Here is a 24,597-nt window from a genome sequence, read left to right on the forward strand (position 1 = left end):
GAGCCCCCGGCGGGCTCGTTGGTGACCGGAGCTGAAACCCCATCTTGGGTTTTCTGCTGTTTTCTGGTATAGCTTCGCACAACCGGGAACGGTCGGGACGGTGACGTCCGCGGCCGTTCTTGCTTTTCGGGCGGACATTTCCGCCTCGTTATCCCATCAGGACCGATCGAACGCCCATGTCGACCCTCATCGACCACAACCCTGTTGCCGCCTCCCCCGCCGCCGCTCCGGAAAAGCCATCGCTCGTCGGCATGACGCGCATCGAGATGGCCAAGGCGCTCCTCGCCATCGGGGTCGAGGAACGGCAACTCAGGATGCGCGTCACCCAGCTCTGGCACTGGATCTACGTGCGCGGTGTGCGCGAGTTCTCGGCGATGACCAACGTCGCCAAGGACCTGCGCGCCAAGCTCGACGCCGCCTATGTTGTCGGCCGTCCGGAGATCGTCGCCGAACAGGTTTCGGCCGATGGCACCCGCAAGTGGCTGCTGCGATTCCCCTCGCGCGGCGCCGGCAAGCCGGTGGAGGTCGAAACCGTCTATATCCCCGAGGAGGGACGCGGCACGCTCTGCGTTTCCTCACAGGTCGGCTGCACGCTCAATTGCGCCTTCTGCCACACGGGAACGCAGATGCTGGTGCGCAACCTGACCGCCGAGGAGATCGTGGCGCAGGTGCTCGTCGCCCGTGACAGGCTCGGCGACTATCCCGACGCGGCGCCCAACGCCGAGGCCGCCGTTCCGAGCGAAGGCCGCCTCGTCTCCAACGTCGTCATGATGGGCATGGGCGAACCGCTCTACAATTTCGACGCGGTCAAGCAGGCGCTCCACATCATCATGGACGGCGATGGCCTGTCGCTGTCGAAGCGCCGCGTGACGCTGTCGACCTCCGGCATGGTGCCGAACATCGCCCGGACCGGTGACGAGATCGGCTGCATGCTGGCCATCTCGCTCCATGCCGTGCGCGACGACCTGCGCAACGTTCTGGTGCCGATCAACAAGAAGTATCCGCTGAAAGAGCTGATCGACGCCTGCCGCGCCTATCCGGGCCTCTCCAACGCGCGTCGCATCACTTTTGAATATGTGATGCTGAAGGGCGTCAACGACAGCCTGCAGGATGCCCGCGATCTGGTGAAGATGCTGAAGGGCATTCCGGCCAAGATCAATCTCATTCCCTTCAACCCATGGCCGGGCACCGTCTACGAGTGCTCCGACTGGGAGACGATCGAAGCCTTCGCCCAGTTCGTCAACGATGCTGGCTATGCCTCGCCGATCCGTACCCCGCGCGGCCGCGACATCGCCGCCGCCTGCGGCCAGCTGAAGAGCGAAAGCGAGCGCCTGAGAAAGACCGAACGGATCAAGCTGGAGATGGGCCTCAGCGAATCCGATCTCGCCATGCGCGCCATGGTCGCCGGCCACGGAGAGGACTGATGCGGGCGATCGGCCGGATCTTTGCCGCGCTGATCGGCTTCATCCTGGCGATTGTGGCCGCCGCCCTGTTCATGCTGGCCGCCTCCGTCGGCTTCATGCCGGCCGGTCCGGCCGACAGCCTGTGGTTCTGGAGCAACTTCGGCGTCGGCGCCGCCTTTACCGCCAGCTATCTCGGCGCCATGGCGCTGGCTCCCTGGGCTGTGGTCATCCTGATCACCGAGGTGTTCCGCCTTCGCACCGCCCTCATCTACCTCGCCGCCGGCGGATTCCTCGGAGCCCTGCCCACCCTTGGGCTTGCGCCGATGATGCGTTCGTTCGACGGCGGCCCGCGTGAGATCGCCATCCTGATCGCCGCCGGCTTCGTCGGCGGCTTCGTCTACTGGCTGGTGGCGGGCCGCATGGCCGGCATCGACGGCGTCTTCCTGACCCGGCCGCGCGAACCTAAAGACGGGCAGTGACCAGCCTGACCGCGAAGGCGCCCATCACGCTGGCGAACACATAATCGATGCCCCGCATGACCCGGGGACGCGTCTTGAGGAAAGCCGCGACACCGCTTGCCCCAAGAATCAGCGGCAGCATCGACAGTGTCGATACCCCGAGGAACCACAGGCCAAGCACCAGCAGCTTGCCACGGGCGGCCGGGTCGCCCGGCTCGACGAACTGTGGCAGGAACGTCAGAAAGAACAGCGCCACCTTGGGGTTGAGCACGTTGATGGCGAGCCCCTTGAGGTAAAGCCGGAGGGCCGGCTCGGGTGGCAGCAATCCGTCGTCTGGCGAAAAGTGGCTACCATGACGGACAGCGCCGACGGCCAGATAGAGAAGGTAGAGCGCCCCGACCACCTTGAGCACGTCGAAGGCGACGGGCGAGGCGGCGAGCAGCGCCGAAAGACCGAAGGTCACCAACAGCGTATGCACCAGAATACCCGTGCTGGTTCCGAAGAAAGCTGCAAAGCCCGCCCGTCGGCCACGGGTGATCGCCGTGCCGACGAACATCGCCATGTCCGGCCCCGGCGTGTAGTTGAGCGCCAGCACGGCAAGGGTATAGGCGGCAAGCACGCCGGCCGTCGGCAAAAACTCCATTTCGCAACGCTCCACGCTGTGGGGTTCCCGACACTACGGCTCGCCCCGTCTTGACCGCAAGGCGCGCCGCAGCGAAAACCGCCACTCCCAAGAAGGACCCGACCGTTGCGTTCCATCCTGTTCGTCTGTCTCGGCAACATCTGTCGCTCGCCCACCGCCGAAGGGCTGATGCGGAACCATCTCGCCGCCGCCGGCCTAGCCGATCGGATCCGCGTCGACAGCGCCGGAACGGGCGGCTGGCACACTGGCGATCCGCCGGACCGCCGAGCCATCGCCGCCGCGCGCAAGCATGGCGTCGACCTGTCGCAGCTGCGTGCCCGCCAGGTCAGAAAGACCGACTTTTCCGACTTCGACCTGATCGTCGGCATGGACCTGCAGAATGTCGCAGATCTCCGCCGGATTGCCCCGAAGGAATCAACGGCGCGCATCGGTCTTTGGCTGGAGGAGGCGCTTGGTCTCGCCCGTGAGGTGCCGGATCCCTATTACGAGGACAACCGGGCCTTCGACGCCGTGTTCGATCTCTGCGACCGCGCCGCCCGCGCCTTCGTTGAAAAGCTCAGCGCTTGACGTCGCTCAGGCGGCCAGCGGGTAGGCTTCCTCGACGAGATAGGGACCGCCGCCCACCGAGGCGCGCGACGAGTAAAGCACGAAGCGATCGACCGGGAAGCGCGGACCGATGAAATCGCCATGCTCGGACAGCCAGCGGGCGACGTCGGTCGAGGTGGTGCCCTTGAAGCGGGCAAGGGTGACATGCGGAATGTAGCGCCGCCCCTCTGCCGGCAGGCCAAGCCGCTGGATGATGCGCTCGTGCTCGGCCTGAAGCTCGATGAGCTGGTCGGTCGGCTCCACCTTGACGGCCAGCGAATGCGGCACCCGGCCCGAAGCGAAACAGTGCAGCCCCCTGAGGCTGATCTCGAAGGGCGGCCGGTAGACGCGGTCGAGCGCCTCAGCCACCTCGTCGGCGGTGCGGTGGTCTATGTCGCCGATGAACCGCAGGGTTACATGATAGTTGGCCGGGTCGATCCAGCGGGCGCCGGGCAGGCCGCCTTTCAGGAGCGACAGGTGAAAGCCAGCTGTGGCGGGAATCTCGAGGGCGGTGAACAGCCTGGCCATGGCAACCTCGTCGGCGTTACCGTCCGAGCGCCCCTCGGGAAGGGAATCGCCGGACCGGGCGGGAAGAGCAAACAAAGGGTCGAACGAAGGCCAACCCGGATGCAAGCCCTTTTGTTCGCTTGGCCGCACCGCCAGCGCGATTATATACAAGCGAGACCATTCAACGGGCCGGAGCCATGCAGTTCGACGACCCCGCCAACGATAACGACGATCCCGACGTCATCTTCGCGCGCAAGATAGCGCGAGCCCTGGCGCTGGTGCTGGCCGTCGGCCTCTGCGCCTATCTCGTGGTCACCTATATCCTGCCTGTCTGAACCCGGCCGCGTTGGCCTGACGGCGCCGCTCAAGGCGCATGACAGCGACGGCCGATGATGGTAAAGCCTCTCGGCACTCCGCCCGGCGCCCCGCCGCGGCGGACTTTCCAACACGTGCCGGCTCCAGCCGGCCAACTCCGGGCACCGATCATGACGCGGGCGAAGATCTACATCGACGGCGAAGCAGGCACCACCGGCCTTCAGATCCGCGACCGCCTCGCCACCCGCGACGACATCGACCTGCTGACCATCGACCCGGCCAAGCGCAAGGACATGGACGAGCGCCGCCGGCTTCTCAACGAAGCCGATGTCGCGATCCTCTGCCTGCCCGACGACGCCGCCAGGGAGTCGGTGAGCCTCATCGACAACGACCGCACCGGGGTGATCGACGCGTCCACCGCCCACCGCGTGGCGGCTGGCTGGACCTATGGCTTTGCCGAGATGACCAAGGGCCAGGCCGAAGCGATCGCCGGTTCGAAGCGCGTCGCAAATCCCGGTTGCTGGCCGCAGGGTTTGATCGCCGGCATCCGTCCGCTGATCGAGGCAGGGCTTATGCCGGCCAACGCGCCCCTCTCCTACAATGGCGTCTCCGGCTATTCCGGCGGCGGGCGCAAGATGGTCGAGGACTATGTGTCGGCCGCGGATCCCTCGCCGTTCATGCCCTATGGCCTGACCTTCAAGCACAAGCACCTGCCGGAGATGACCGCCTATACCGGCCTTGCCCGTGCGCCGCAGTTCCAGCCGTCCGTGGGCAACTTCGCTCAGGGCATGCTGACGTTCGTACCGCTTCGTCTGTGGGCGATGTCACCCGGCCTGACGGCCAAGGCGATTCACGAGCTGCTGGCCGATCGCTATGCTGGCGAGGCTTTCGTCAAGGTGATGCCCTTCGAGGCTGCCGAACGACTTGCCGGCCTCGACCCGCGCACGCTCAACGGCACCAACGAGCTGCGCCTCCACGTGTTCGCCGACGCCGCCGGCGACGAGGCGCTGATCGTCGCTCTCTACGACAACCTCGGCAAGGGCGCTTCCGGCGCTGCCGTGCAGAACCTCAACCTGATGCTGGGACGGCCGGCCGCGACCGGCCTCGTCCCCGCCTGATTGCTCGCTTCGGGAAAGGAAAGATCATGCAGAAATTCGACGTGCTCACCGGCGTGGCCGCGCCGCTGCCGATCCTCAACATCGACACCGACATGATCATCCCCAAGCAGTACCTCAAGACCATCAAGCGCACCGGTCTTGGCAAGGGCCTGTTCTCGGAGATGCGTTACCATCAGGACGGCACGGAGAACCCCGACTTCGTCCTCAACAAGGACGCCTGGCGCAAGGCTGAAATCCTGGTGGCCGGCGACAACTTCGGCTGCGGCTCCTCGCGCGAGCATGCTCCCTGGGCGCTCCTCGACTTCGGCATCCGCTGCGTCATCTCGACGAGCTTCGCCGACATCTTCTACAACAACTGCTTCAAGAACGGCATTCTGCCGATCGTCGTCTCGCCCGAAGATCTCAAGAAACTGATGGACGACGCCGAGCGCGGCTCCAACGCGACGCTGACGGTGGACCTGGTCAACCAGGTGATCAAGGGGCCTGATGGCGGCGAGGTGTCCTTCGACATCGACCCGTTCAAGAAGCATTGCCTGCTGAACGGCCTCGACGACATCGGCCTGACGCTCGAGAAGGCGCCCGAGATCGCCGCCTTCGAGGCTCAGAACGCCGCCGCTCGCCCCTGGGCTTGAGATAGGACGCGCCTCCCCTCTGCGGGAGGCGCCGCCCGGTTGAGGCAGACCATGCGCCAGCTCATTTCCACTGGCTCGCCCTTCGAGGCAGTCGCCGGCTATTCGCGCGCCGTTGTCGACGGTCCCTGGTGCTTTGTCTCAGGCACCACCGGCTATGACTACACGACCATGGCGATGCCCGACGACATTTCGGCCCAGGCAGAGAACGCCATGGCCACGATCTCCAAGGCGCTCGGCGACGCCGGCTTCGCGATATCCGACGTGGTTCGGGTCCGCTACATCGTTACCAACGCCGCCTATGCCGACCCGGTATTCTCGGTGGTCGGTCGCTGGTTCGCCGATACCCGGCCAGCGGCCACGATGGTCGTCGCCGGCCTCATTCGCCCGGAGATGAAGGTCGAGATAGAGGCCACCGCCTTCCGGAATCCGGCCTGATCGCCCAGAGATCATCGGACTCGACGTTGCGTTGACCGATTGGTTCGGTCAAGCACTCGTGAGTGGATCGTCACTCTTACCTGTCGTATTCATTACGTCCGCAAAGAACAATGACGAAGAGGTTGGCCTTGGATACCATCTCATGGCGGGGGACCTTCGGGGGTTTTGCTCTCGGTGCGGCGTCCTGCTGCGTCGCATTGGCAATTGGAAGCAACAGCGCTATTGCCGCCGACGTCGTCGAATTGTTCACCAGCCAGGGCTGTTCCGCCTGTCCACCCGCCGATAAGGTACTGTCTCGGCTCGCCAAGGACCGCGACACCGTCGCCCTCACCTTCCCCGTCGATTACTGGGACTACCTCGGCTGGCGCGATACCTACGCCAAGCCTGAGTTCACGCGTCGCCAGAGGGAATACGCGAGGGCGCGCGTAGACCACGCGGTCTTCACCCCACAGGTGGTGCTCAACGGCCGCGACGCGGTCATCGGCAGCCGCGAGGATGAGATTCGCGCCTCCCTCGACATCATGCGCGACAACGGTGAAACGCCGGACCTGACGGTCTCCGCCCGCATTCATAGCGACCGCATCATCGTCAGTCTGCCTGCCAAGGATTACGACGGCGAGGCTTCGGTCTGGATCGCCGGCTACCTCCCCCCCAAAACGGTGAACATCGGCTCGGGCGAGAACCGCAACCTCACCGTCACCTATGTGAACGTCGTCGACAGGATGCAGGCCGTCGGCCTGTGGTCGGGCCAGGCGATGACACTGGAACTACCGCTCGCCGACGTGGCGCCCGAGGGCACCGCTGGCCTCGCCGTCATCGTCCAGGCCCGCAAGAGCGGCCTTCCCGGCCCGATCATAGGCGCCACCCGCCTGGCGCTTCAAAGCGGCAGTGGCAGCTAGGCCTACGCTCTTGTGTGGCAATCTTTCTCGCGGATGAAGAGGCGCACTGGATCAAACCCGCGCGCGCCCTCGATCGCCATCCTCTCGTTGAGGCCTCATACCGCTTCCCTCGGGTTTTGAGCTTTCGGGTCGGAAGCTGACGGAGGCGGAAGCGCCCGACCGGGCGCCGGCCGGTCAGGCCGAGACCCGCTTGAGCCGGATGAGTCCGGATCAAGGGAACGCGTATCAGCCGTCCACGCGGTCCACGCGACCGGAGTAGCATCCCTGTTTTGCGTTGTGCACGTGGATGTAGCTCACGGCCGGATCCGAAAAGAGGCGCTCGATGACGGTTTCAACCCGGCTTCCCTCGATCACGTCCGCATCGACCATCATGTCGTTTTGATCGAATGCCCGAAGCGACAGCAGGCGCCTCCGCATGACCTCGGGCACCTCATCGATAGCGTCGTACACCTCCGTGGCGCCTTCACGAACGAAGATGGCGTGCGATGCGCGATAGGGGGTGTCCACCGGCAGGCTGAAATGGTTGAGGAGCAGGACCGTTTCACCGACCCGGGCCTCGCGCATTTCCACCCGGTCCGGGTAACCCGGATTCTCGTTCACGACGTAGCGAAGCACGCCTCGGACCGCGAGTTCTTCATCGGGCAAACCATAGAGCGACTGAAAGGCGTTGGGCGAAAGACCTGTGATGCGAAAGGACATGATCGAGCTCCGTTGTGATGCGAAGCAGACTCATGCCTTGCGAGTTCACAGACCACCCGTTTCTCGCCGGACGCTCGAAATGTCAGAACGCTCGGAACGTCAAAGTCGTCAGAGTGCGCAGGATGCCGGGAATCGAGGAAATCTTCTCGTTGATGAACTTGCCGATGTCTTCATGGACCGATGCGTCGACGTAGACCTTCATCAACAGATCGTATTCGCCCGAGGTGGAGTAGAGTTCGGAGGCGATCTCAAGGGCGTAGATGGCATCCGCAACGGCATAGGTCTGGCCTGGGGCGCACTGCAACTGGATGAAAACGGGCTTCATGGCCTTCCTCCTCGCCGGCCACCGCGCGGTGCCGGGGCATCGATGCCGATTTCAAACACCACGAACGATCTCACGGCAAGCCCTTCTTGGGCAACCGAGCCGGTCTCTTCACCTGGGGAGCAAACCCGGCTGTGGGTGAAGAATGGTTAAGCTGGTCCTAATTCGGCCATCGCTGTATGCTTTCATGCGGTTGGTCTGGAAGCGGGCCCAAGCGACAGGATAAGCCATGACAGGCGGCGAGGCTGGCGACAATAAATTCGGCGAAGGCAAGGTCCGGCGTCTTTCCGATGCCGTACGCCGTGTGCGCATTGCCGAGAGCGAGCGATCCGACGCCTACGCCGACCTGCACGAAGGCGATCGGGCTCGCCTCGAACTGCTTGCCGAAGAGTTGGCGAGCGTGTTTTCCGAGCTTCCTGCCGACGACGCCTATTTCATCTGCAAGGTAGCAGGCTCGGCGCCGCCCCGTCTCTGGGTCGATCCCACCACGCATGTGGTGATGGCGCGTGACCGCCGGTCCTATCGCCTTCTGAAGGACACCCGGCTTGGTCGCCTGACGCTCAATGAAAGCGCCGACCTCGACGACACCGCCGATGCGGTGACCGACTATATTGCCGAACGGTTGATCGAACGCGAGCGGTCCCTCGAAAGCGACGCGCTCGTCGCCAAGCTACGCTCGGCGGCTCTGGGTCGCCGCGAAACCGACGAGGCAGCATCCGGACGGGCGGCCGATCGAGGCTCGATGTTGATCTGGGCGCTGATCGTCTTTCTCGCCGGCTTTGCCGTCGGCGCGCTGGGACTCGTCGCCTACGCCTGGTTCATGGTGCCGGGCTGACCGTCAGCCACACTGACGATCTCCTCGGCCCGCGTCTCCACGAAGCCACCACCCGGCACGACCTGCATCAGGCGATGGTGCATGCGGAACCCTTCGCCAAACCTTTCGATATCGAACAGATTGAACCCGGCAGCGGGATGACGACCGTCCGGGCGCTGCGTCGCCGCGGGAACGCCGATGACCGGCACCTCTCCGGCCGGACCGGCAATCGACAATCGGGTCGGCTTGTGCGTGTGGCCATGCAAGATGAGCTCGGCGCCGTGGCGCGCGATGACCTTGCGAAAGCGCGCGGCTCCGGAAAGGCGCTTGTGCCATGCCGTCGCCCCCTTCACGGGCGGATGGTGAATCAGCACCACCCGACAGAGGCCGGCCCGGCCGAGCTCGTCGAGGACGGTCGCCAGTCTTTTCGCCTGCTTCTCGGAGAAGCTGCCGGTCGCCATGAAGGGGCCGGTTGCGACCGCGGAGGACACCCCGACAATCGCCACTTCGCCGCGTCGCCGCACGTAGGGCCAGCCATCCGCCTCGCCGGCGTCGGCCGTCATATAGGCCGCCCAGCTCTTCCGTGCCCGACGGGCGGCGCCGGGCACGTAGGCATCATGATTGCCGGGAATGGCGCTGACCGATTCGCCTGGCCCGATCAGCCCAAGAAAGGCGGCGGCGGTTACAAACTCGCCGGCAAGCGCGATGTTGACGAGATCGCCGGTGACCGCGACATGATCGGGACGTTCCGCTGCAATCGCCGCGATCAGGGCCGCCTCGACGTCATCGCCGAAGGCGCGCGATCGATTGCGTCGCCAGTTGACGTAACCGAGAATGCGCTTGGACGCGAGATCGCGGATACGGGCCGCCGGCAGTGGCCCGAGATGCAGGTCGGAAATATGGATCAGACGGAACATGGATCTTGGGTAGCCGATGCTCACGCGCCGGTAAAGACGAATGCTCGGGCCATAAAAACGAGGGGCGGATCGCCGCTCGGCAACCCGCCCCGAATGCTATGCTCACGAAGTTGGTTCACGCCTCGAACCGTTGCGCGTCCGAACCGGACTAGCGCCCCCAGAATGTCAGCACGGCGGCGACGATATGGGGATTGTTCGCGTCGACGGCCGACACCCAACTATAACGATGGGCACGGTTGAAGCGACGGCGGAAGAGGGAAAACATGATAGCCTTCTTCTGAGGTTGTTGAGAGAAATCACCAGCGACTTCTCTTTCACACCAAAGCTATAACAAATGCACAATGTTTTTGCCATGAGGCTAAACACTGAGCTTTCCTTAGAGGTAAAAGTGGTTAACCCAAAGTATGACCTAGACGAAAGGCTAAAGTTCCCAGCCGAAGAAATGTCGACTTTCGAGTCAGTTGCCAGATGAGGATGTCGTGAGTACAGCTCGACTGATTGACGCGGTGCAACCCCTTGTCGCACAAGCCCGATCCTTGGCGGTCCGACTGTGGGGCGGCACGACGTTGGGCGTACGCGCCATCGCTTTCAGCGAGGAGCGTATACTGCTGGTTCGCCATACATACGTGTCCGGCTGGCACCTGCCCGGTGGCGGTGTCAACGCTCGCGAAACTGCCGAAGCCGCCGCTCGACGGGAGCTTTTCGAGGAGACCGGCTACGAAGCGGCGGGCGCCACCCGCTTTCTCGGCCTCTACTTCAATCCGGCCATGGCCGGCCGCGACCATGTGGCGCTTTACCATGTGCCGGACTGCGTGCCGCGTCGCGCGTTCCGCGCCAATCGGGAAATTGCCGAGATCGGCCTTTTCGCACCCGACGGCTTGCCGGAAGGAACGACCACGGCCACGCGGCGTCGCCTTGCCGAGCTGTTCGAAGGACTGCCGCCTGACGAGTGCTGGTAACGAAACGCCCGGCGGGACGCTGTCCGGCCGGGCGCTCAGCAACAATGTATCGATCCGAGATCAGGCGACGACCGCCGCCGTCTCAAGCGCGATCGCTGCCGACTGTATGATGGCGGCGAAGCGAACGGCGGTCTGCACCGCCGAGGCGGGAAGACCGCCCTCGCGCACCACCTTCTCGTGGCTGTCCATGCACATCCCGCAGCCATTGATCGCCGAAACGGCGAGACACCACAGTTCGAAATCCACCTTGTCCACGCCGGGCTTGCCGATCAGCTGCATGCGCAGCCGGGCCGGCATGGTCCGGTATTCCGGGTTCGAGGTGAGGTGCAGGAAGCGGTAATAGACATTGTTCATGCCCATCAGCACGCCGGCGCCGCGCGCGGCATCGAGCGCCTCGGGGGAAAGGTGGCTCGCCGCCTCCCCCTCGAGCGCCTTGGCGACCTCCGCGTTGCGCGACGCATGGCCACAGGCAACGAACAGCCCGTATTTCTGCTGCGGCGTCAGGCTGTCATCCTCGGCCATTGCCGAGAGATTCAGCTTCACGTCGCGCGCATAGGACGGAAACCTATCCTGGAGGCTGGCGATCGACATCAGGCGGCCTTCAGCGTGTCGCCACCAACCTCGCGGTTGCAGGGGCAAAGCTCGTCGGTCTGCAAAGCGTCGAGGACGCGCAGGGTGTCCTTCGGATTGCGGCCGACGTTGAGGTTGGTGCCGTAGATGTGCTGGATCGTGTTGTCGGGATCGACGATCACCGTCACGCGGAAGGCAACGCCGGCCGGCGAGCGGACGCCAAGACCGTCGACCAGCGAACCGGTGGTGTCGGCGAACGACCAGATCGGCAGCTTGTCGAGATCCTTGTGATCGCGCCGCCAGGCCAGCTTGACGAACTCGTTGTCGGTCGAGCCGCCGAGCACGACGGCGTCACGATCCTCGAAGTCCTTGGCCAGACGGGCGAACTCGGCGATTTCGGTCGGGCAGACGAAGGTGAAGTCCTTGGGGTAGAAGAAGATCACCTTCCACTTGCCGGGGAAGGACGCTTCGGTGATGTCCTCGAATGCGGAGACGCCCCCTTCGACGTGATTGTTGAAGCCGGGCTTCACACCGGTGACGGTGAAGGAAGGGAGCTTGTCGCCAATACCGAGCATGTCGAATATCCTCATTACGAGTGGGTTTGAAACGGACGGTCGGCACTATCGGCACAACCGCCCCAAAATGCAAGCCTTTCTTAGAGGCATTTTAATGTAGCTCACTTCTATTTGATAATTAAGGGATTTCACTGATATTCGCCGCCTAACCGCGTCCAGCGAACGGAAGAGCGTTGTTTGCCCCCGGCTTCAGCCTCCGCCACGCAAGGCGCGCCCTTGTCGCAAGTCCGACAAAGACCTGCCACTGGTGTGTCGCCTTTCTCGTTCAATCTATATATCCCATTGAAATAAATACATTTTATGTCTGGCACGTCGTTTGCGAAACACGAGTTGACCTCGTTTCGCCCGGAGAGTGCCATGTCCTCGCAGATCGTTTCCCTCGACAGCCTGACGGTCTCGCCAAGCCCCCGGCGCGGCGGCTGCGCATCGTCGTCCTGCGGCGCATCGTCCCGCCCCGCGGATATCGACCCCGCGACCTGGGAACGGATCAAGGATCACCCCTGCTATTCGGAAGAGGCGCACCACTATTTCGCGCGCATGCATGTGGCCGTGGCGCCAGCCTGCAACATCCAGTGCAACTACTGCAATCGCAAGTACGACTGCTCCAACGAAAGCCGGCCGGGCGTCGTCTCCGAACGGCTGACGCCGGAGGAAGCGGTGCGCAAGGTCGTTGCGGTGGCCGCCGCCGTACCGGAACTGTCGGTGCTCGGCATCGCCGGCCCCGGCGACGCGCTGCATGACTGGAAGAATACCCGCGCCACCTTCGACGCGGTGCGCAAGGTCGTCCCCGACATCAAGTTCTGCCTTTCCACCAATGGCCTCGCGCTGCCCGACCATGTCGATGAGATCGCCGAGATGGCCATCGATCACGTGACGATCACCATCAACGCCGTCGACCCGGAGATCGGCGCCCGGATCTACCCCTGGATCTTCTTCGACCACAAGCGGCGCACCGGCATCGAGGCCGCGACCATTCTCCTCGAACGGCAGATGCGCGGCCTCGAAATGCTGACCGCGCGTGGCATCCTCGTGAAGATCAACTCGGTGATGATTCCCGGCATCAACGACGACCACCTTCCGGAGGTCAATCGGGCAGTGCGCGCACGCGGTGCCTTCCTGCACAACGTCATGCCGCTGATCTCCGATCCGGCGCATGGCACCCACTTCGGCCTCACCGGCCAGCGCGGGCCGACGCCGACCGAACTCAAGGCCCTGCAGGATCGGCTCGATGGCGGCGCCAAGCTGATGCGCCACTGCCGCCAATGCCGCGCCGACGCCATCGGGTTGCTCGGCGAGGACCGTGGCCAGGAGTTCAACCTCGACAGACTGCCCGAGACGGTCACCTACGATCCCGCCCCTCGGCAGGCCTACCGCGCCTTCGTCGCCGCCGAACGCGGCGACCGGGGCGCCGCCCGCGACGATGCCCTCAGGCGCATCGGTGCGGTGGCCGACGACGTCCGCCTCCTCGTCGCCGTCGCCACCAAGGGCGGCGCCCGCGTCAACGAGCACTTCGGCCATGCCCGCGAATTCCAGATCTACGAGGCGGGGTCGAAGGGCATCACGCTCGTCGGCCATCGCAAGGTCGACGCCTATTGCATGGGCGGCTTCGGCGAGGACGCCACGCTCGGCCCGACCATCTCCGCCCTCGACGGCATCGACACCGTGCTCTGCGCCAAGGTCGGCGACTGCCCGCGCGATGCCCTTCAGGCCGCCGGCATCACCGTCACCGACGCCCACGCCTACGACTACATCGAGACCGCCGTCGGCAAGGTCTATGCCGAACGCTTCGGCCGAGCCGCCGCCGTCGCCTGAACACTTGGGGGGATCGTCATGGTCGCCGGCCCGGTCGCCTATCTCGATGCCAACGCCACCACCCCGGTCGATCCCCGGGTGGCCGCTGCCATGCTTTCGGCTTTGACCGACCTCCATGGCAATCCGTCGTCCGTCCACGCGGCCGGCCGCGACGCGCGTCGTGCCATCGAGGCAGCCCGGCGTAAGGTGGCGGCACTGATCGGCGCCGACCGACCGGACGAGATCGTCTTCACCTCCGGCGGTAGCGAAAGCAACGTCGCCGCCATTCGCGCGGCGCTCGCCGCCCGGCCAGGCCGGCGCAAGGTGGTGACGTCCGCCGTCGAGCATCCATCGGTCCACGCGACGCTCGACCGCCTCGCCGCGACGGATGGCATCGTTATCCATCGTCTTCCGGTCGACGCATGCGGCCGGCTCGACCTCGATGCCTATCGTGCCTCGCTCGGCCCCGACACCGCACTGGTCACGCTGATGACCGCCAACAACGAGACAGGAACGCTGTTTCCCATTGCCGATCTCGTCCCGCTCGCCCACGCCGTCGGCGCCCTGTTCCACACCGACGCCGTGCAGGCCGCTGGCCGGCTCGATTTTTCGGTTGCCGCCAGCGGCGTCGACATGGCCTCGCTCAGCGCCCACAAGCTGCACGGCCCGAAAGGCATCGGCGCCCTTCATGTCCGTCGAGGCATTCCTTTCGAAGGCTTGATCACCGGCGGCGGCCAGGAGCGTGGTCGACGGGCCGGCACCGAGAACGTACCGGGCATCGTCGGCTTCGGCGTCGCAGCCCGGCTTGCGTTCTCCGACAACCAAGCCAGGCGTATCTCCGGCCTCCGGGATCGCCTGGAGACGTGTGTCCTCTCGGCCCTTCCCGGCGCGTTCGTCCTCGGCGACCGCGCGGCGCGCCTTGCCAACACCGCCTGTCTCGCCTTCCCCGGCGCAGATGCCGAAATGATGCTGAGCCGTCTCGACCGTGCCGGCATCGCCGCCTCGTCCGGCTCCGCCTGCGCGGCTGGCGGCATGGCGCCGAGCCGTGTGCTGCTCGCCATGGGGCTCAAGCATCTCGCCGGCTCGGTCGTCCGTTTCTCGTTGTCCCGCTTCAACACCGATGCGGACATCGACCACCTTCTCGCTTTGCTTCCGGCGATCGCGCGCGAAGCCGGCATTCTGGAGACCGCAGCATGATCGGCGCCCGCCTCAACGACACCACGCTGCGCGATGGCGAACAGGCGCCTGGCGTCGCCTTCACGCGCAGCGAGAAGCTGGCCATCGCCGAGGCGCTCGCCGCCGCCGGCATCGCCGAGATCGAGGCCGGCACCCCGGCCATGGGCGAAGACGAGATCGGCACGATCGCCGCCATCGTCGGCCTGGCCTTGCCGGTCCGCGTCGCCGTCTGGTGCCGCATGCGTGGCGAGGACATCGCCGCCGCTATCCGCAGCGGCGCACCGGCCATCAACTTGTCCATTCCCGCCTCCGACTTGCAGCTCGCCGCCAAGCTCGGCATCGACAGGCGCGAGGCGCTCTCCCGCATCGCCCGTTTCGTGCCGATGGCGCTCGATCTCGGTCTTGAGGTCTCGGTCGGCGCCGAGGATGCCTCGCGCGCCGATCCCGATCACCTCGCCGCCATGGCCGAGATGGTCGCGCAATCCGGCGGCTGGCGGCTGCGGCTGGCCGACACCGTCGGCGTTCTCGATCCGCTGTCGACCATGAAACTGGTCGTGGACCTGAGAGCCCGCACCTCGCTCGCTCTCGAGTTTCACGGACACGACGATCTCGGCCTTGCCACCGCCAATACGCTCGCCGCCCTGCGCGCCGGCTGCGAGGAGGCCTCCGTCACCGTGCTCGGCCTTGGCGAGCGAGCCGGCAACGCCGCGCTGGAAGAGGTGGCCGTCGCCCTGCTGCGGCTCGACGGCCGCTCGACCGGTATCGACCTGCCATCGCTGAAGCCGCTTGCCGAGATGGTCGCCAGCGCGGCCAGCCGCGACGTACCACTCGGCAAGGCCGTCGTCGGGCGCGATGTGTTCTCCCACGAGAGCGGCCTCCACGTCGCCGGTCTTCTCAAGGAAGCCCAGACCTACCAGGGCCTCGACCCCAGGCTGCTCGGGCGTCACCACACCGTCGTCATCGGCAAGCACTCGGGCGCCCAGGCGCTGGCCCACGTTCTGGCAAGTCGCGGCATGGCCCTCGACCCAAAGCTCGCGGGTCCCCTCGTCGAGGCCGTACGGCGGCTCGCAACCGAACGGAAGCGGGCGTTGACCAGCGGCGAACTCGTCCATCTGCACGCCGAGCTGGCGATGTCGGCCGAACGATCGTCCGGCAACGTCTGACACGCTTCCCTTCCCCGAAGCCCTCCCCTATAAATCGTACAAAACAGAAGGGAGGCTGCACATGTCCACGCACAAGCCCGTCCGTATCGGCGTCGTTTCCACCGCCAATATCGCCCGCGAGAAGGTCATTCCCGGGTTTCGCACGACGCCCTGGCTGGAGGTGGCGGCCATTGCTTCGCGCAACATCGATACGGCGAAGACGGCGGCGGTCGCCCTCGACATTCCCGTCGCCCACGGCTCCTATGAGGCCCTGTTCGCCGACCCGTCCATCGAGGCGGTCTACATCCCGACGCCGAACGACAGCCACGTCGATCTGACGCTCGCCGCCGCGCGCGCCGGCAAGCACGTGCTCAGCGAGAAGCCGGCGGCAATGAATGCCGCGGACGCCGAGCGCCTTGCCGCCCTGCCGCCGGGCATCGTCTATCTCGAAGCCTTCATGGTTCGCTTCCATCCGCAATGGCTGAAGACCCGCGAGCTCGTTCGCACGGGCGCCATCGGCCGGGTCGCGGCCGCGCAGTCCTTCTTCTCCTATTTCCTCGACGACCCCGCCAACATTCGCAACAAGCCGGAAAATGGCGGCGGCGGCCTCTGGGACATCGGCGTCTATCCGATTGTCACCGCCCGCTTCGTGTTCGACGCCGAACCGAAACGGGTGATCGGCCTGATCGAGCTGGACAAGACGTTTGGCACCGACGTTCTGACCTCGGCGATTCTCGATTTCGGCGAGGGGCGCCACCTGACGTTCACCGTCGGCACGCAGACCGTGCCGCACCAGCGCGTCAATGTCGTCGGCTCAACCGGCCGCATTGAGGTGGTGATCCCCTTCAACGCCCCGCCAATGCAGGAAACGGTGATTCGTCTCGATCGCGGCACAGCCTTGGGTGACGCCAAGATCGAAGAGATCACCCTGCCCGCCTGTGACCAGTATGGTCTTCAGGGCGAAGCCTTCGCCAAGGCGATCCGTGGCGTCGAACCGCTGCCCTACGACTATCGCGACGCGGTGAAGATGATGAAGATCCTCGACGCGATCGTCGAGTCCGGCAAGACCGGCCGCTGGGTCAGCCTGTAAGCGTGCAAGGGGGCGGATCGCAACCGCCTCCTCCCCTTCTATTCCTTCCAGAGGAAGGCGGCGCCCCTGACGCCCGAGCTGTCGCCGTGTCTGGCCTTGCGGATCGGCGTCGCCACGCTGTCGGAGAAGACCAGCCGGCTCGCCTCGCCCTCCCAGAGGTTGGTGCGGGCCGAAAGCTGCCTGGGAAGCTCGAAGCCTGTGCCCGAGCAATACATCTCGAGGCAGCCGTGACGGCCGCACCAGCATTTCGGTCCCGGATACTCGCCTTCCTTCGGCCAGGGCAGCGAGTAGTGACCGATCTCGCCGGCCAGCCCCTGGAAGCCATTGTGGCTCCTGCCCTTGATGGCGATGCCGCCACCGTGCCCCGTGCCGAGGATGATGCCGACGACGACGTCGAGGCCGGCGCCAGCGCCATCGATCGCCTCGGAGACGGCGAGGCAGTTGCCGTCGTTGGCGAGCCGGACCGGACGGCCGAGAGCGGCCTCGAGGTCACGACCGAGCGGCTTGCCGTTCAGCCAGAAGGCATTGGAGTTGCGGATGAGGCCGGTCAGCGGGTTGGGGCTGCCGGGCAGGCCGATGCCGACGCTGCCACGCTCGCCGGTCGCCGTCTCGACGTGATCGACCAGCTCGGCCACCGCCCGGATCGAGGCATCGTAGTCCTCGCGCGGCGTCGGAATGCGATGTCGGCAGAGTTCGACGCCCAGGGCATCGAGCCCGATCACCTCCATCTTCGTTCCGCCCCAGTCGATCCCGATATACATCCGCGTCCTCCCTGAACCGCACTCAAACCAGCTTGCCGAAGCATCGGCGACATTCAGCTGCCGTCGAGCTTCTCGGCCCGGCGAAGGTCGGGAAAGATCACCGACCACAAGCCCGCCACGGCAAGCGTGCCGACGCCGCCGAACACCACCGCCGGCACGGTGCCGATCAACGCCGCCATGCTGCCGGCGCGGAACTCGCCGAGTTCGTTGGAGGCGCCGACGAACACCATGTTGACCGCCGAGACGCGACCGCGCAGTTCGTCGGGCGTGGCGAGCTGGATCAGCGTCTCGCGCACATAGACCGAGATCATGTCGCCGGCCCCCATCAGGCCGAGACAGAGGATCGACAGCCACGGCGTCACCGACACGCCGAACACTACGGTCGCCAATCCGAACAGCGCAACGCCGAGGAACATCTTCACGCCAGCCATGGCCTTGATCGGGAAGCGCGCCAGGAACGCCGCCACCAGGATGGCGCCAATGCCGGGCGCCGCCCGCATCATGCCGAGGCCGGCCGGACCGAGCACCAGAATGTCGGAGGCATAGACCGGCATCAGCGCCACGGCTCCGCCAAGCAGCACCGCGAAAAGATCGAGTGAGATGGCGCCGAGCACAAGCCGGTTGGAAAACACATAGCGAAAGCCCGCCGAAACTGCCTGCCAGGCCGGCTCCTTCTCTCCCTGCTTCACGATGATCGGCGGCATTGCCAACATCAATCCCACAGCAGCGGCGAGCAGCGCCACCGCCGTGCCAAAGGCGGCAAGCTCGGAAATGCCGTAGAGCAGACCGCCGGCCACCGGCCCGCCGATCGCGGCCACCTGCCAGGACGACGACACCCAGCCGATGGCGTTGGCGAGCGCTTCGCGCGGCACGAGGTTTGGCACCACCGACTGCATGGCCGGCCCCATGAAGGCACGGGCGATACCCATCACCAGGAGGATGACGTAGATCGGCATGACGCTCGGCGACGCCGTCCAGGACAGGAGGAACAGCCAGATGGCGGCGGCGGCCTCGATGCCGAAACAGGCAATGATGATCAACCGACGCGACACCCGGTCGGCCACCGTGCCGGTGATGAGCACCAGCAGGAAGGCCGGCAGGAACTGCATGAGCCCCACATAGCCGAGCGCCATCGGATCGTGAGTGAGGTCGTAAACCTTCCAGCCAACGGCGACCACGACGATCTGAATGGCGAAGGTCGCGAACAGGCGGGCCAGCCAGTAGAGAAGATATGGCCGGTGGGCGAAGGCATTCGGCGAAGGCTGATGGCTCATGGGGTCACTCGGGCACCGAGGCTCGGGAGTGGCGGACGGTGACTTTTGATCCAGAACGGAGCGCCGAACAAGCCCTCCAGACCGCCTTGCGGTTCCCCTACGCGGGCAACATCAGCCGCCTTCAAACTTCCTCACGCCGCGCCCGGCGCACCGCCAGTCGATGCCGCCCCTCCAGGAAGGCGAGCAGCACCAAGGCAAAGAGCAGTGGCACCACGAAATAGATGAGACGGAACAGGATCAAGGCGGCGGCGACATCCGGCCGGTGGGCGATGCCGAGCCCGGTTACCACCGTCGCCTCGAACACGCCGACGCCGCCGGGCGTATTGGCGGCCATGCCGGCCAGGAAGGCGATGGAATAGGTGACGAGATAACGAGCGGCGTCCGGCACCGCATCGGGCGGCAGCAGAACGTAGAGCGTCCCGCAAGCCGCGAGCAGGTCGAACGCCCCGGCCAGCACCATCAGGAACGCCGGCTTGGCCTTGGGCATGCGCACGACCATGCCGCTGACCCGGATGGCCCGCCGCTTCCGCGCCAACCAGATGATAAAGCTCGAGAGAGCGACCAGAATGACGAGACCGACCAGCCGATCGATGTAGTGGTGGGGGAAGACGGGATACTGCGTGGTCGGCTCCAGAGTCAGCGCCAGACCGAGCACGAACAGGATGCCGGACCACATGGTCAGCCAGCTCATGACGATCAGCCTCGCCACCACCGAGAAGCTGACGCCGACCATGGAGTAGATGCGGTAACGGGCGCCACCTCCCGAGAGCAGCGGGAAACCGAGCGTGTTGGCGAAGACGTTGGCGATGAGACCGCCAAACACAGCCCGCGCCAGACTGACCGAACTCGTGTAGTTGAGCGCGTGGAGAGCCAGAAGATCGTAAGTGGCGAGCGCGACAAGGCCGCAGAAGGTGAAGACGAAGGCCAGCACGAAACGATGTGCGGGCAGCGCCAGCGCGGCGTTGTGGATGTCGGCGAACGACATCTTCGTCGCCATGTCCCAAAGCACCCAGACCGCGCCGGCAATCAGCACCACGGCGATGACCGGACCAATCCACCTCACGGCCAGCGCAAACCGCCCCGGTGACGCTTCCGCGCTGGTATGGACTTCGGTTGGATCGCTCAAGTCCTGTCGTCTCCATCAGGCAAGGCGGATCCGGGTGCGCGCGGCCCGAGCCTATGGCCTCTCATTTAGAACGCCGGTCATCAAACGCAACCGCTTTTTCCGACGGGCAGAGATGACGCTGCGCAGGTCTGCCCGGCGCTGCCGTCACCGATCGACGTCCGAATCGTCATCCTCGTTGCGCGGAACATCGAGGGTTTTGGCCGGCGAACTGGGCTTGGCAGGCCGGTCCGCCCGGCCGACCTCCGACTGAGGCGCATGCGCGACTGCCGGCGTTCCGGGCGATGCAACGCCTGCCTCTCCACCATCCTCGGCGAACCAGACCTTGGTTTGCGGGAAGGGAATCTCGATGCCGCGTTCGTCGAAGACCTGTTTGAGGATCTCATTGTAGAGCCGCCCGGTGGCCCATTGTTCTCCCGGCAACGTCTTGATGCGCGCCCGGACCGAGATACTGCTCGGCCCGAAGGCGACAATGCCGTGCATCTCCAGGGGATCGAGAACGACGGCGCCGCGCGGGCTCTCCATCAACCGGTCGAACGCCTCCTGCATGGCAACCTTCACCGCCTCGATATCCTCCTTGTAGGCGACGTCCATCACCGCCACGTGGAACGAGAATCCACGCATGGCGTTCGAGACGCTGGTCACCGAGGAGAAGGGGATGATGTGATAGACGCCATCCAGATCGCGAATGCCCACCGAACGGATGGTCAGCCGATCCACGGCGCCGGTGATGCCGGCCACGGTGACCACGTCTCCCTCGTTCATGGCGTTCTCGAACTGGATGAAGGCACCGGTGATGATGTCCTGCACCAGCTTCTGCGAGCCGAAGCCGACGGCAAGACCGACAACGCCGGCGCCGGCCACCAGAGGGGCGATATCGACCCCGAGCTGGGACAGAGTGAGCATGGCCGCGATGATGACGAGGACGATCGAGAACGCATTGCGGAACAACGACAGCAGCGTGCGCGTCCGCGCGTTGGTGATCCGACCGAGCGATGGGTTGAGGCGATACTCCACCCAGCTGGAAGCGGCCAGCCATATGCCGCCAGCGGCGAGCAGGATGATGGCTGCCGACAGGACGCGCCCGACGACCTCGGTCCCACCGTCGGACTGGAACCAGGCAAGAAGATCGATGACGCCCCAGCTCTGCAGCAGCACCGCCATCACGATCGCCACGAGCAGCACGCGCACCGCCCGGAAGAACAGCGGCACCATCATGTTGAGCCGCGCTTCAAGCAGGGGCAGGGTCTTCTTGACGTCCGCCGGCAGGCGAATGCCATCGGAAATGGCATGGGAGAGCAGGCTGTCGACGAGACCGCCGACGACGATGGCGAAAACCGTCTCGACCGTGGCCCACGCCATGTAGTCCACGGCGTCGAACGGCCGGCTGACCCAGAGGACAAAAGCCACGGCAAGATAGATGATGACGATGACGTGCCAGCCGTGGATGAGAAGCGCGAGGATCGTGCGCAACACCGAGCTCTTCACCGGCTCGAGCAGGGGGAACAGGCCGTTCCGCACTTCCTCCCGCTTCACCGACACCAGAACCGTGGCGCCAATGAGCGTGATCAGCACCACGGCGAGACGGAAGCCGATGCCCACCGAAAAGCCGATCGCCTTGTTGACCAGCGGATGGGCCACCAGAACGCCATAACCAAGGAAGCTGATCAGCCGGCTGAGCCACAAATACCAGAAGCGCGCGGTCGTCGGCTCCAGATTGAACAGCTTGAGGGCCGGCCGGCGGTACTGGAGAACCGAGGCAAGACAGCTTTTCAGGAACTCGATCACCACGAAGGCATCGATAAAAAGGCTCTGCATCAGATCTATGCGCCCGCCACCGGACGCGGCGATGGCATAAGCCGACGTGCCGAACCACGCGATGCCGATCACCGCCCAATCGATGAAAAGAGCAAGGCCGATCCAGAGCACCCGGCGCGGCAAGGGCTTGCCCGTGGCCGCCCTTTCGACGGCGCCGAGCGGGAAGCGGGCCAGGAAGCGGGCAACCGTCAACGTGGCGAAGGCAAAGACGACGAGGATGGCGAGCGCGAGACCTTGCTCTTGCACGCTCTCCCAGTTGACCGCGGCGCTGCCATCGAAAAGCCGCGTCAGATTGCCGAGGCCGTGGCCGATCTTCAGCACCACGTCGACCACCTGTCGTGACAGATCCTGCGTCACCGACCCGATCTCTCGGGCGAGCGGCACGACTGGAGTGTCGGCGGGTTCCGTTGTCGACGCATCGGCCGGAGGGGTGACGGCATCGCCCGCTTCCGGCTGGGCCAGCTTCTCAAGTTCGCCAATCAGGGCGGCGCGCGCGGCATCGTCCTTGAGAATGTCGACCAGCGCCTTCGCCGACGCCGGGGACGTCACGGACGGAGACGTCGAGGCGGTCTCGGCCGGTTGGGCCGCCGGCGAAAGACCCGGAAGGGTTTGCGCCGACGCTCCGAGGGGAAGCGCGAGTACCAGGATCAGGGCGAGAAAGCGGAAAATAGGCATGATTCGCTGGATCATTCGACCAAACTGACGTCCTGTCTTGCCCAAAAGAGGGCAGCGCGCAACCTGACCTCTTGGGGCAACGAGCCGTCAGCCCTCGAGTTCCTCCCGCAGCATCTCGAGCCGAAGCCACTCTTCCTCGGCAGCCGCCAGCGCGGTCTCGGTAGCCGTCAGCTTTTCGGTCGCCGCTGCGAACTGCTTGGGATCGCGCGCATAAAGACCGGAATCGTCGAGCACGGCATGAAGGCGCTTCGCCTCCTCCGTCAACGCATCGATCCGACCCGGCAACGTCTCAAGGGCATGCTTGTCCTTGAAACTGAGCTTCGAGCGAACCTTGGGCGCGGATGCGGGCGCGGCTTCCTTCTTCGGCGCGGCCGCCGCCTTTTCGGCCTTCCGCGCCTCGACGCCCTTGCCGCGCTGGGCGAGCATATCGGTGTAGCCGCCGGCATATTCGAGCCAGCGTCCATCGCCCTCGCTCATCACCACCGAGGCGACGACACGGTCGAGAAAATCACGGTCATGGCTGATGACGATGATCGTGCCGCCGTAGTCGGCGAGCAGCTCTTCGAGAAGGTCGAGCGTTTCGAGATCGAGGTCGTTGGTCGGCTCGTCCAGCACCAGCATGTTGGATGGCTTGGCCAGGGCGCGCGCCAGCATCACCCGGCCGCGCTCTCCGCCCGACAGCGCCGAGAGCGGCGTCCGTGCCTGTTCGGGAGAGAACAGGAAGTCCTTCATGTAGCCGATGACGTGGCGCTTCTCTTCGCCGATCACCACCCAGTCGCCCTTGCCCTCCGTGAGGGCGTCGGCGAGCGTTGTCTCGGGATCGAGGCTGTCGCGCTTCTGCTCCAGCGTTTGCATGTCGAGCGAGAGGCCGAGCTTGACGGTTCCGCTGTCCGGCTCAAGGTCTCCGGTGAGAAGCCTCAGCAGCGTCGTCTTGCCGGCGCCGTTCGGACCGACGATGCCGATCCGGTCGCCGCGCGCCACGCGGATAGAGAAGTCCTTGACGATCGGCCGGTCGCCGAAGGACTTGGAAACGGCCTTCGCCTCAATGACCAGCTTCGACGACGCCTCAGCCTCGGCGGCGGCCATCTTGACCGAGCCCTGCGGGCCGCGATGCTCGCGCTTTGCCTTGCGAAGATCGGCCAGAAGGTCGACGCGGCGGACGTTGCGCTTGCGGCGAGCGGTAACGCCATAGCGCATCCAGTGTTCTTCCGCCTCGATCTTGCGGTCGAGCTTGACGAGCTCGCGCTCCTCCTCCTCCAGCACCTGGTCGCGCCAGGCCTCGAAATGGGAGAAGCCACGATCCAGCGTGCGCGTCACGCCGCGATCGAGCCAGACGGTGGTCCGCGACAGGTTTTCGAGGAACCGCCGGTCATGCGAGATCAACACCATGGCCGACCTCATGCCCTTCAGCTCGCTTTCCAGCCATTCGATGGCCGGCAGGTCGAGATGGTTGGTCGGCTCGTCGAGCAGCAGGATATCGGGCTCAGGCGCCAGAACATGGGCAAGCGCCGCCCGGCGCGTTTCCCCACCCGAGAGGGATGCCGTCGATTCGTTGCCGGTCATGCCGAGCTCGTTGAGAAGGTAGAGCGCCCGATAGTGGTCATCGCCCGGCGCCAGACCCGATTCCACATATTCGAGCGTCGTCTTGAACGCGGAGAGGTCGGGCTCCTGCTTGAGATAGCGCACCGTCTTTCCCGGCTGGAAAAAACGCTCGCCGTCATCCGCCTCGACGAGGCCGGCAGCGATCTTGAGCAAGGTCGACTTGCCCGAGCCGTTTCGCCCCACCAGCGTGATGCGATCGCCCTCGCCCACCGTCAGGTCGGCGCCGGTAAGAAGCGGCGTTGCGCCGAAGGTCAGGCGAATGTTCTTGAGAAACAGAACCGGAGGAGAAGCCAT

26 protein-coding genes are annotated in these 24,597 nt (G+C 65.2%); 14 read left to right on the top strand and 12 right to left on the bottom strand.

From position 1 onward, the window contains the following. Window positions 1-176: 176 nt before the first annotated feature. Both rlmN and M4J40_RS02065 read left to right on the top strand, forming a co-directional pair. On the top strand, window positions 177-1,424 hold the full coding sequence (gene rlmN, locus M4J40_RS02060) for a 23S rRNA (adenine(2503)-C(2))-methyltransferase RlmN (RefSeq protein WP_251751714.1): 1,248 nt from the start codon (window positions 177-179) through the stop codon (window positions 1,422-1,424). After that, window positions 1,424-1,882: a hypothetical protein gene (locus M4J40_RS02065; protein ID WP_251751715.1), complete on the top strand. Its 459-nt coding sequence runs from the start codon at window positions 1,424-1,426 to the stop codon at window positions 1,880-1,882. The genes rlmN and M4J40_RS02065 overlap by 1 nt, the downstream gene beginning before the upstream one ends. Here M4J40_RS02065 and M4J40_RS02070 read toward each other — a convergent pair. Further along, entirely contained in the window at window positions 1,866-2,504 is a 639-nt protein-coding gene (locus M4J40_RS02070; protein ID WP_251751717.1) for a LysE family translocator, read from the bottom strand. The genes M4J40_RS02065 and M4J40_RS02070 overlap by 17 nt on opposite strands. A 105-nt stretch (window positions 2,505-2,609) precedes the next feature. Between M4J40_RS02070 and M4J40_RS02075 the strand changes: the two genes are divergently transcribed. Continuing rightward, window positions 2,610-3,071 (top strand): low molecular weight protein-tyrosine-phosphatase, encoded by a 462-nt coding sequence (locus M4J40_RS02075; protein ID WP_251751719.1) that lies wholly within the window; start codon window positions 2,610-2,612, stop codon window positions 3,069-3,071. Window positions 3,072-3,077: 6 nt separating this feature from the next. On the opposite strand, the gene thpR is transcribed toward M4J40_RS02075, so the two are convergent. Beyond that, window positions 3,078-3,617 carry an RNA 2',3'-cyclic phosphodiesterase gene (gene thpR / locus M4J40_RS02080; RefSeq protein WP_251751720.1) on the bottom strand — a complete coding sequence of 180 codons (540 nt, stop codon included), beginning with the start codon at window positions 3,615-3,617 and terminating at the stop codon, window positions 3,078-3,080. 176 nt (window positions 3,618-3,793) lie between these two features. Here thpR and M4J40_RS02085 point away from each other — a divergent pair, with 176 nt between their 5' ends. The 5 genes from M4J40_RS02085 to M4J40_RS02105 all read left to right on the top strand — a co-directional run bounded on the left by M4J40_RS02085 (window position 3,794) and on the right by M4J40_RS02105 (window position 6,995). Further along, window positions 3,794-3,931: a hypothetical protein gene (locus M4J40_RS02085; protein ID WP_251751723.1), complete on the top strand. Its 138-nt coding sequence runs from the start codon at window positions 3,794-3,796 to the stop codon at window positions 3,929-3,931. Between the two features lie 150 nt (window positions 3,932-4,081). Beyond that, window positions 4,082-5,029, top strand: a complete 948-nt coding sequence (gene argC, locus M4J40_RS02090) for an N-acetyl-gamma-glutamyl-phosphate reductase (protein ID WP_251751724.1) — start codon at window positions 4,082-4,084, stop codon at window positions 5,027-5,029. Window positions 5,030-5,055: 26 nt separating this feature from the next. Further along, window positions 5,056-5,661, top strand: a complete 606-nt coding sequence (leuD, locus tag M4J40_RS02095) for a 3-isopropylmalate dehydratase small subunit (protein WP_251751726.1) — start codon at window positions 5,056-5,058, stop codon at window positions 5,659-5,661. A gap of 51 nt (window positions 5,662-5,712) precedes the next feature. Next, on the top strand, window positions 5,713-6,096 hold the full coding sequence (locus M4J40_RS02100; RefSeq protein WP_251751727.1) for a RidA family protein: 384 nt from the start codon (window positions 5,713-5,715) through the stop codon (window positions 6,094-6,096). A 128-nt stretch (window positions 6,097-6,224) separates the two neighbouring features. After that, window positions 6,225-6,995, top strand: coding sequence for a thioredoxin family protein (locus M4J40_RS02105; RefSeq protein WP_251751729.1), 771 nt, complete (start codon window positions 6,225-6,227; stop codon window positions 6,993-6,995). A gap of 225 nt (window positions 6,996-7,220) precedes the next feature. Here the strand turns inward: M4J40_RS02105 and M4J40_RS02110 are convergent, their stop codons facing one another. Both M4J40_RS02110 and M4J40_RS02115 read right to left on the bottom strand, forming a co-directional pair. Then, a complete protein-coding gene (locus M4J40_RS02110) occupies window positions 7,221-7,694 on the bottom strand; it encodes a DUF1203 domain-containing protein (RefSeq protein ID WP_251751730.1) in 474 nt (157 codons plus the stop codon). An 82-nt stretch (window positions 7,695-7,776) separates the two neighbouring features. After that, window positions 7,777-8,019 carry an Lrp/AsnC ligand binding domain-containing protein gene (locus tag M4J40_RS02115; RefSeq protein ID WP_251751732.1) on the bottom strand — a complete coding sequence of 81 codons (243 nt, stop codon included), beginning with the start codon at window positions 8,017-8,019 and terminating at the stop codon, window positions 7,777-7,779. A 226-nt stretch (window positions 8,020-8,245) separates the two neighbouring features. On the opposite strand from M4J40_RS02115, the gene M4J40_RS02120 reads away from it, so the two are divergent. Continuing rightward, the gene (locus M4J40_RS02120; RefSeq protein ID WP_251751734.1) at window positions 8,246-8,851 is read left to right on the top strand and encodes a hypothetical protein; all 606 of its coding nucleotides are present in this window, start codon (window positions 8,246-8,248) and stop codon (window positions 8,849-8,851) included. On the opposite strand, the gene M4J40_RS02125 is transcribed toward M4J40_RS02120, so the two are convergent. Beyond that, complete coding sequence (locus M4J40_RS02125) at window positions 8,824-9,747, bottom strand: metallophosphoesterase (protein WP_251751735.1); 924 nt, start codon at window positions 9,745-9,747, stop codon at window positions 8,824-8,826. The two genes, M4J40_RS02120 and M4J40_RS02125, sit on opposite strands and share 28 nt — an antisense overlap. A gap of 536 nt (window positions 9,748-10,283) precedes the next feature. On the opposite strand from M4J40_RS02125, the gene M4J40_RS02130 reads away from it, so the two are divergent. Then, on the top strand, window positions 10,284-10,706 hold the full coding sequence (locus tag M4J40_RS02130; RefSeq protein WP_251751737.1) for an NUDIX domain-containing protein: 423 nt from the start codon (window positions 10,284-10,286) through the stop codon (window positions 10,704-10,706). Between the two features lie 60 nt (window positions 10,707-10,766). On the opposite strand, the gene M4J40_RS02135 is transcribed toward M4J40_RS02130, so the two are convergent. Both M4J40_RS02135 and M4J40_RS02140 read right to left on the bottom strand, forming a co-directional pair. Then, window positions 10,767-11,297, bottom strand: coding sequence for a carboxymuconolactone decarboxylase family protein (locus tag M4J40_RS02135; protein ID WP_251751738.1), 531 nt, complete (start codon window positions 11,295-11,297; stop codon window positions 10,767-10,769). Further along, window positions 11,297-11,851, bottom strand: coding sequence for a peroxiredoxin (locus M4J40_RS02140; protein WP_251751740.1), 555 nt, complete (start codon window positions 11,849-11,851; stop codon window positions 11,297-11,299). Before M4J40_RS02140 ends, M4J40_RS02135 begins: the two co-directional genes overlap by 1 nt. A gap of 357 nt (window positions 11,852-12,208) precedes the next feature. On the opposite strand from M4J40_RS02140, the gene nifB reads away from it, so the two are divergent. The 4 genes from nifB (at window position 12,209) to M4J40_RS02160 (ending at window position 17,050) form a co-directional block, all read left to right on the top strand. After that, window positions 12,209-13,663 (top strand): nitrogenase cofactor biosynthesis protein NifB, encoded by a 1,455-nt coding sequence (gene nifB, locus M4J40_RS02145; protein ID WP_251751742.1) that lies wholly within the window; start codon window positions 12,209-12,211, stop codon window positions 13,661-13,663. 18 nt (window positions 13,664-13,681) lie between these two features. Next, on the top strand, window positions 13,682-14,839 hold the full coding sequence (locus tag M4J40_RS02150) for a cysteine desulfurase family protein (protein ID WP_251751743.1): 1,158 nt from the start codon (window positions 13,682-13,684) through the stop codon (window positions 14,837-14,839). Next, on the top strand, window positions 14,836-15,981 hold the full coding sequence (gene nifV / locus M4J40_RS02155) for a homocitrate synthase (protein WP_251751745.1): 1,146 nt from the start codon (window positions 14,836-14,838) through the stop codon (window positions 15,979-15,981). The genes M4J40_RS02150 and nifV overlap by 4 nt, the downstream gene beginning before the upstream one ends. A gap of 61 nt (window positions 15,982-16,042) precedes the next feature. Further along, window positions 16,043-17,050, top strand: coding sequence for a Gfo/Idh/MocA family protein (locus M4J40_RS02160; RefSeq protein WP_251751748.1), 1,008 nt, complete (start codon window positions 16,043-16,045; stop codon window positions 17,048-17,050). Between the two features lie 38 nt (window positions 17,051-17,088). On the opposite strand, the gene M4J40_RS02165 is transcribed toward M4J40_RS02160, so the two are convergent. The 5 genes from M4J40_RS02165 to M4J40_RS02185 all read right to left on the bottom strand — a co-directional run bounded on the left by M4J40_RS02165 (window position 17,089) and on the right by M4J40_RS02185 (window position 24,597). Continuing rightward, window positions 17,089-17,811 carry an ROK family protein gene (locus tag M4J40_RS02165; protein WP_251751749.1) on the bottom strand — a complete coding sequence of 241 codons (723 nt, stop codon included), beginning with the start codon at window positions 17,809-17,811 and terminating at the stop codon, window positions 17,089-17,091. Window positions 17,812-17,864: 53 nt separating this feature from the next. Further along, on the bottom strand, window positions 17,865-19,085 hold the full coding sequence (locus M4J40_RS02170) for an MFS transporter (protein WP_251751751.1): 1,221 nt from the start codon (window positions 19,083-19,085) through the stop codon (window positions 17,865-17,867). Window positions 19,086-19,206: 121 nt separating this feature from the next. Beyond that, window positions 19,207-20,211 carry a hypothetical protein gene (locus tag M4J40_RS02175; RefSeq protein WP_251751753.1) on the bottom strand — a complete coding sequence of 335 codons (1,005 nt, stop codon included), beginning with the start codon at window positions 20,209-20,211 and terminating at the stop codon, window positions 19,207-19,209. Window positions 20,212-20,355: 144 nt separating this feature from the next. Beyond that, window positions 20,356-22,716 (bottom strand): mechanosensitive ion channel domain-containing protein, encoded by a 2,361-nt coding sequence (locus tag M4J40_RS02180; protein ID WP_251751754.1) that lies wholly within the window; start codon window positions 22,714-22,716, stop codon window positions 20,356-20,358. Between the two features lie 72 nt (window positions 22,717-22,788). Then, window positions 22,789-24,597, bottom strand: a complete 1,809-nt coding sequence (locus tag M4J40_RS02185) for an ABC-F family ATP-binding cassette domain-containing protein (RefSeq protein WP_251751755.1) — start codon at window positions 24,595-24,597, stop codon at window positions 22,789-22,791.

This window comes from Pleomorphomonas sp. JP5 (genome assembly GCF_023721815.1).
In the GTDB taxonomy this organism is placed as follows: Bacteria; Pseudomonadota; Alphaproteobacteria; order Rhizobiales; family Pleomorphomonadaceae; genus Pleomorphomonas.

Bases quoted from the DNA above. Each gene is read 5' to 3' on its own strand.
- M4J40_RS02165 (WP_251751749.1), bottom strand. From the start codon at position 17,811: ATGTATATCGGGATCGACTGGGGCGGAACGAAGATGGAGGTGATCGGG.
- thpR (WP_251751720.1), bottom strand. From the start codon at position 3,617: ATGGCCAGGCTGTTCACCGCCCTCGAGATTCCCGCCACAGCTGGCTTT.
- M4J40_RS02120 (WP_251751734.1), top strand. From the start codon at position 8,246: ATGACAGGCGGCGAGGCTGGCGACAATAAATTCGGCGAAGGCAAGGTC.
- M4J40_RS02185 (WP_251751755.1), bottom strand. From the start codon at position 24,597: ATGGCTTCTCCTCCGGTTCTGTTTCTCAAGAACATTCGCCTGACCTTC.
- nifB (WP_251751742.1), top strand. From the start codon at position 12,209: ATGTCCTCGCAGATCGTTTCCCTCGACAGCCTGACGGTCTCGCCAAGC.
- M4J40_RS02135 (WP_251751738.1), bottom strand. From the start codon at position 11,297: ATGTCGATCGCCAGCCTCCAGGATAGGTTTCCGTCCTATGCGCGCGAC.
- M4J40_RS02150 (WP_251751743.1), top strand. From the start codon at position 13,682: ATGGTCGCCGGCCCGGTCGCCTATCTCGATGCCAACGCCACCACCCCG.
- M4J40_RS02140 (WP_251751740.1), bottom strand. From the start codon at position 11,851: ATGCTCGGTATTGGCGACAAGCTCCCTTCCTTCACCGTCACCGGTGTG.
- M4J40_RS02180 (WP_251751754.1), bottom strand. From the start codon at position 22,716: ATGATCCAGCGAATCATGCCTATTTTCCGCTTTCTCGCCCTGATCCTG.
- rlmN (WP_251751714.1), top strand. From the start codon at position 177: ATGTCGACCCTCATCGACCACAACCCTGTTGCCGCCTCCCCCGCCGCC.
- M4J40_RS02115 (WP_251751732.1), bottom strand. From the start codon at position 8,019: ATGAAGCCCGTTTTCATCCAGTTGCAGTGCGCCCCAGGCCAGACCTAT.
- argC (WP_251751724.1), top strand. From the start codon at position 4,082: ATGACGCGGGCGAAGATCTACATCGACGGCGAAGCAGGCACCACCGGC.
- nifV (WP_251751745.1), top strand. From the start codon at position 14,836: ATGATCGGCGCCCGCCTCAACGACACCACGCTGCGCGATGGCGAACAG.
- M4J40_RS02100 (WP_251751727.1), top strand. From the start codon at position 5,713: ATGCGCCAGCTCATTTCCACTGGCTCGCCCTTCGAGGCAGTCGCCGGC.
- M4J40_RS02085 (WP_251751723.1), top strand. From the start codon at position 3,794: ATGCAGTTCGACGACCCCGCCAACGATAACGACGATCCCGACGTCATC.
- M4J40_RS02125 (WP_251751735.1), bottom strand. From the start codon at position 9,747: ATGTTCCGTCTGATCCATATTTCCGACCTGCATCTCGGGCCACTGCCG.
- leuD (WP_251751726.1), top strand. From the start codon at position 5,056: ATGCAGAAATTCGACGTGCTCACCGGCGTGGCCGCGCCGCTGCCGATC.
- M4J40_RS02170 (WP_251751751.1), bottom strand. From the start codon at position 19,085: ATGAGCCATCAGCCTTCGCCGAATGCCTTCGCCCACCGGCCATATCTT.
- M4J40_RS02160 (WP_251751748.1), top strand. From the start codon at position 16,043: ATGTCCACGCACAAGCCCGTCCGTATCGGCGTCGTTTCCACCGCCAAT.
- M4J40_RS02070 (WP_251751717.1), bottom strand. From the start codon at position 2,504: ATGGAGTTTTTGCCGACGGCCGGCGTGCTTGCCGCCTATACCCTTGCC.
- M4J40_RS02065 (WP_251751715.1), top strand. From the start codon at position 1,424: ATGCGGGCGATCGGCCGGATCTTTGCCGCGCTGATCGGCTTCATCCTG.
- M4J40_RS02110 (WP_251751730.1), bottom strand. From the start codon at position 7,694: ATGTCCTTTCGCATCACAGGTCTTTCGCCCAACGCCTTTCAGTCGCTC.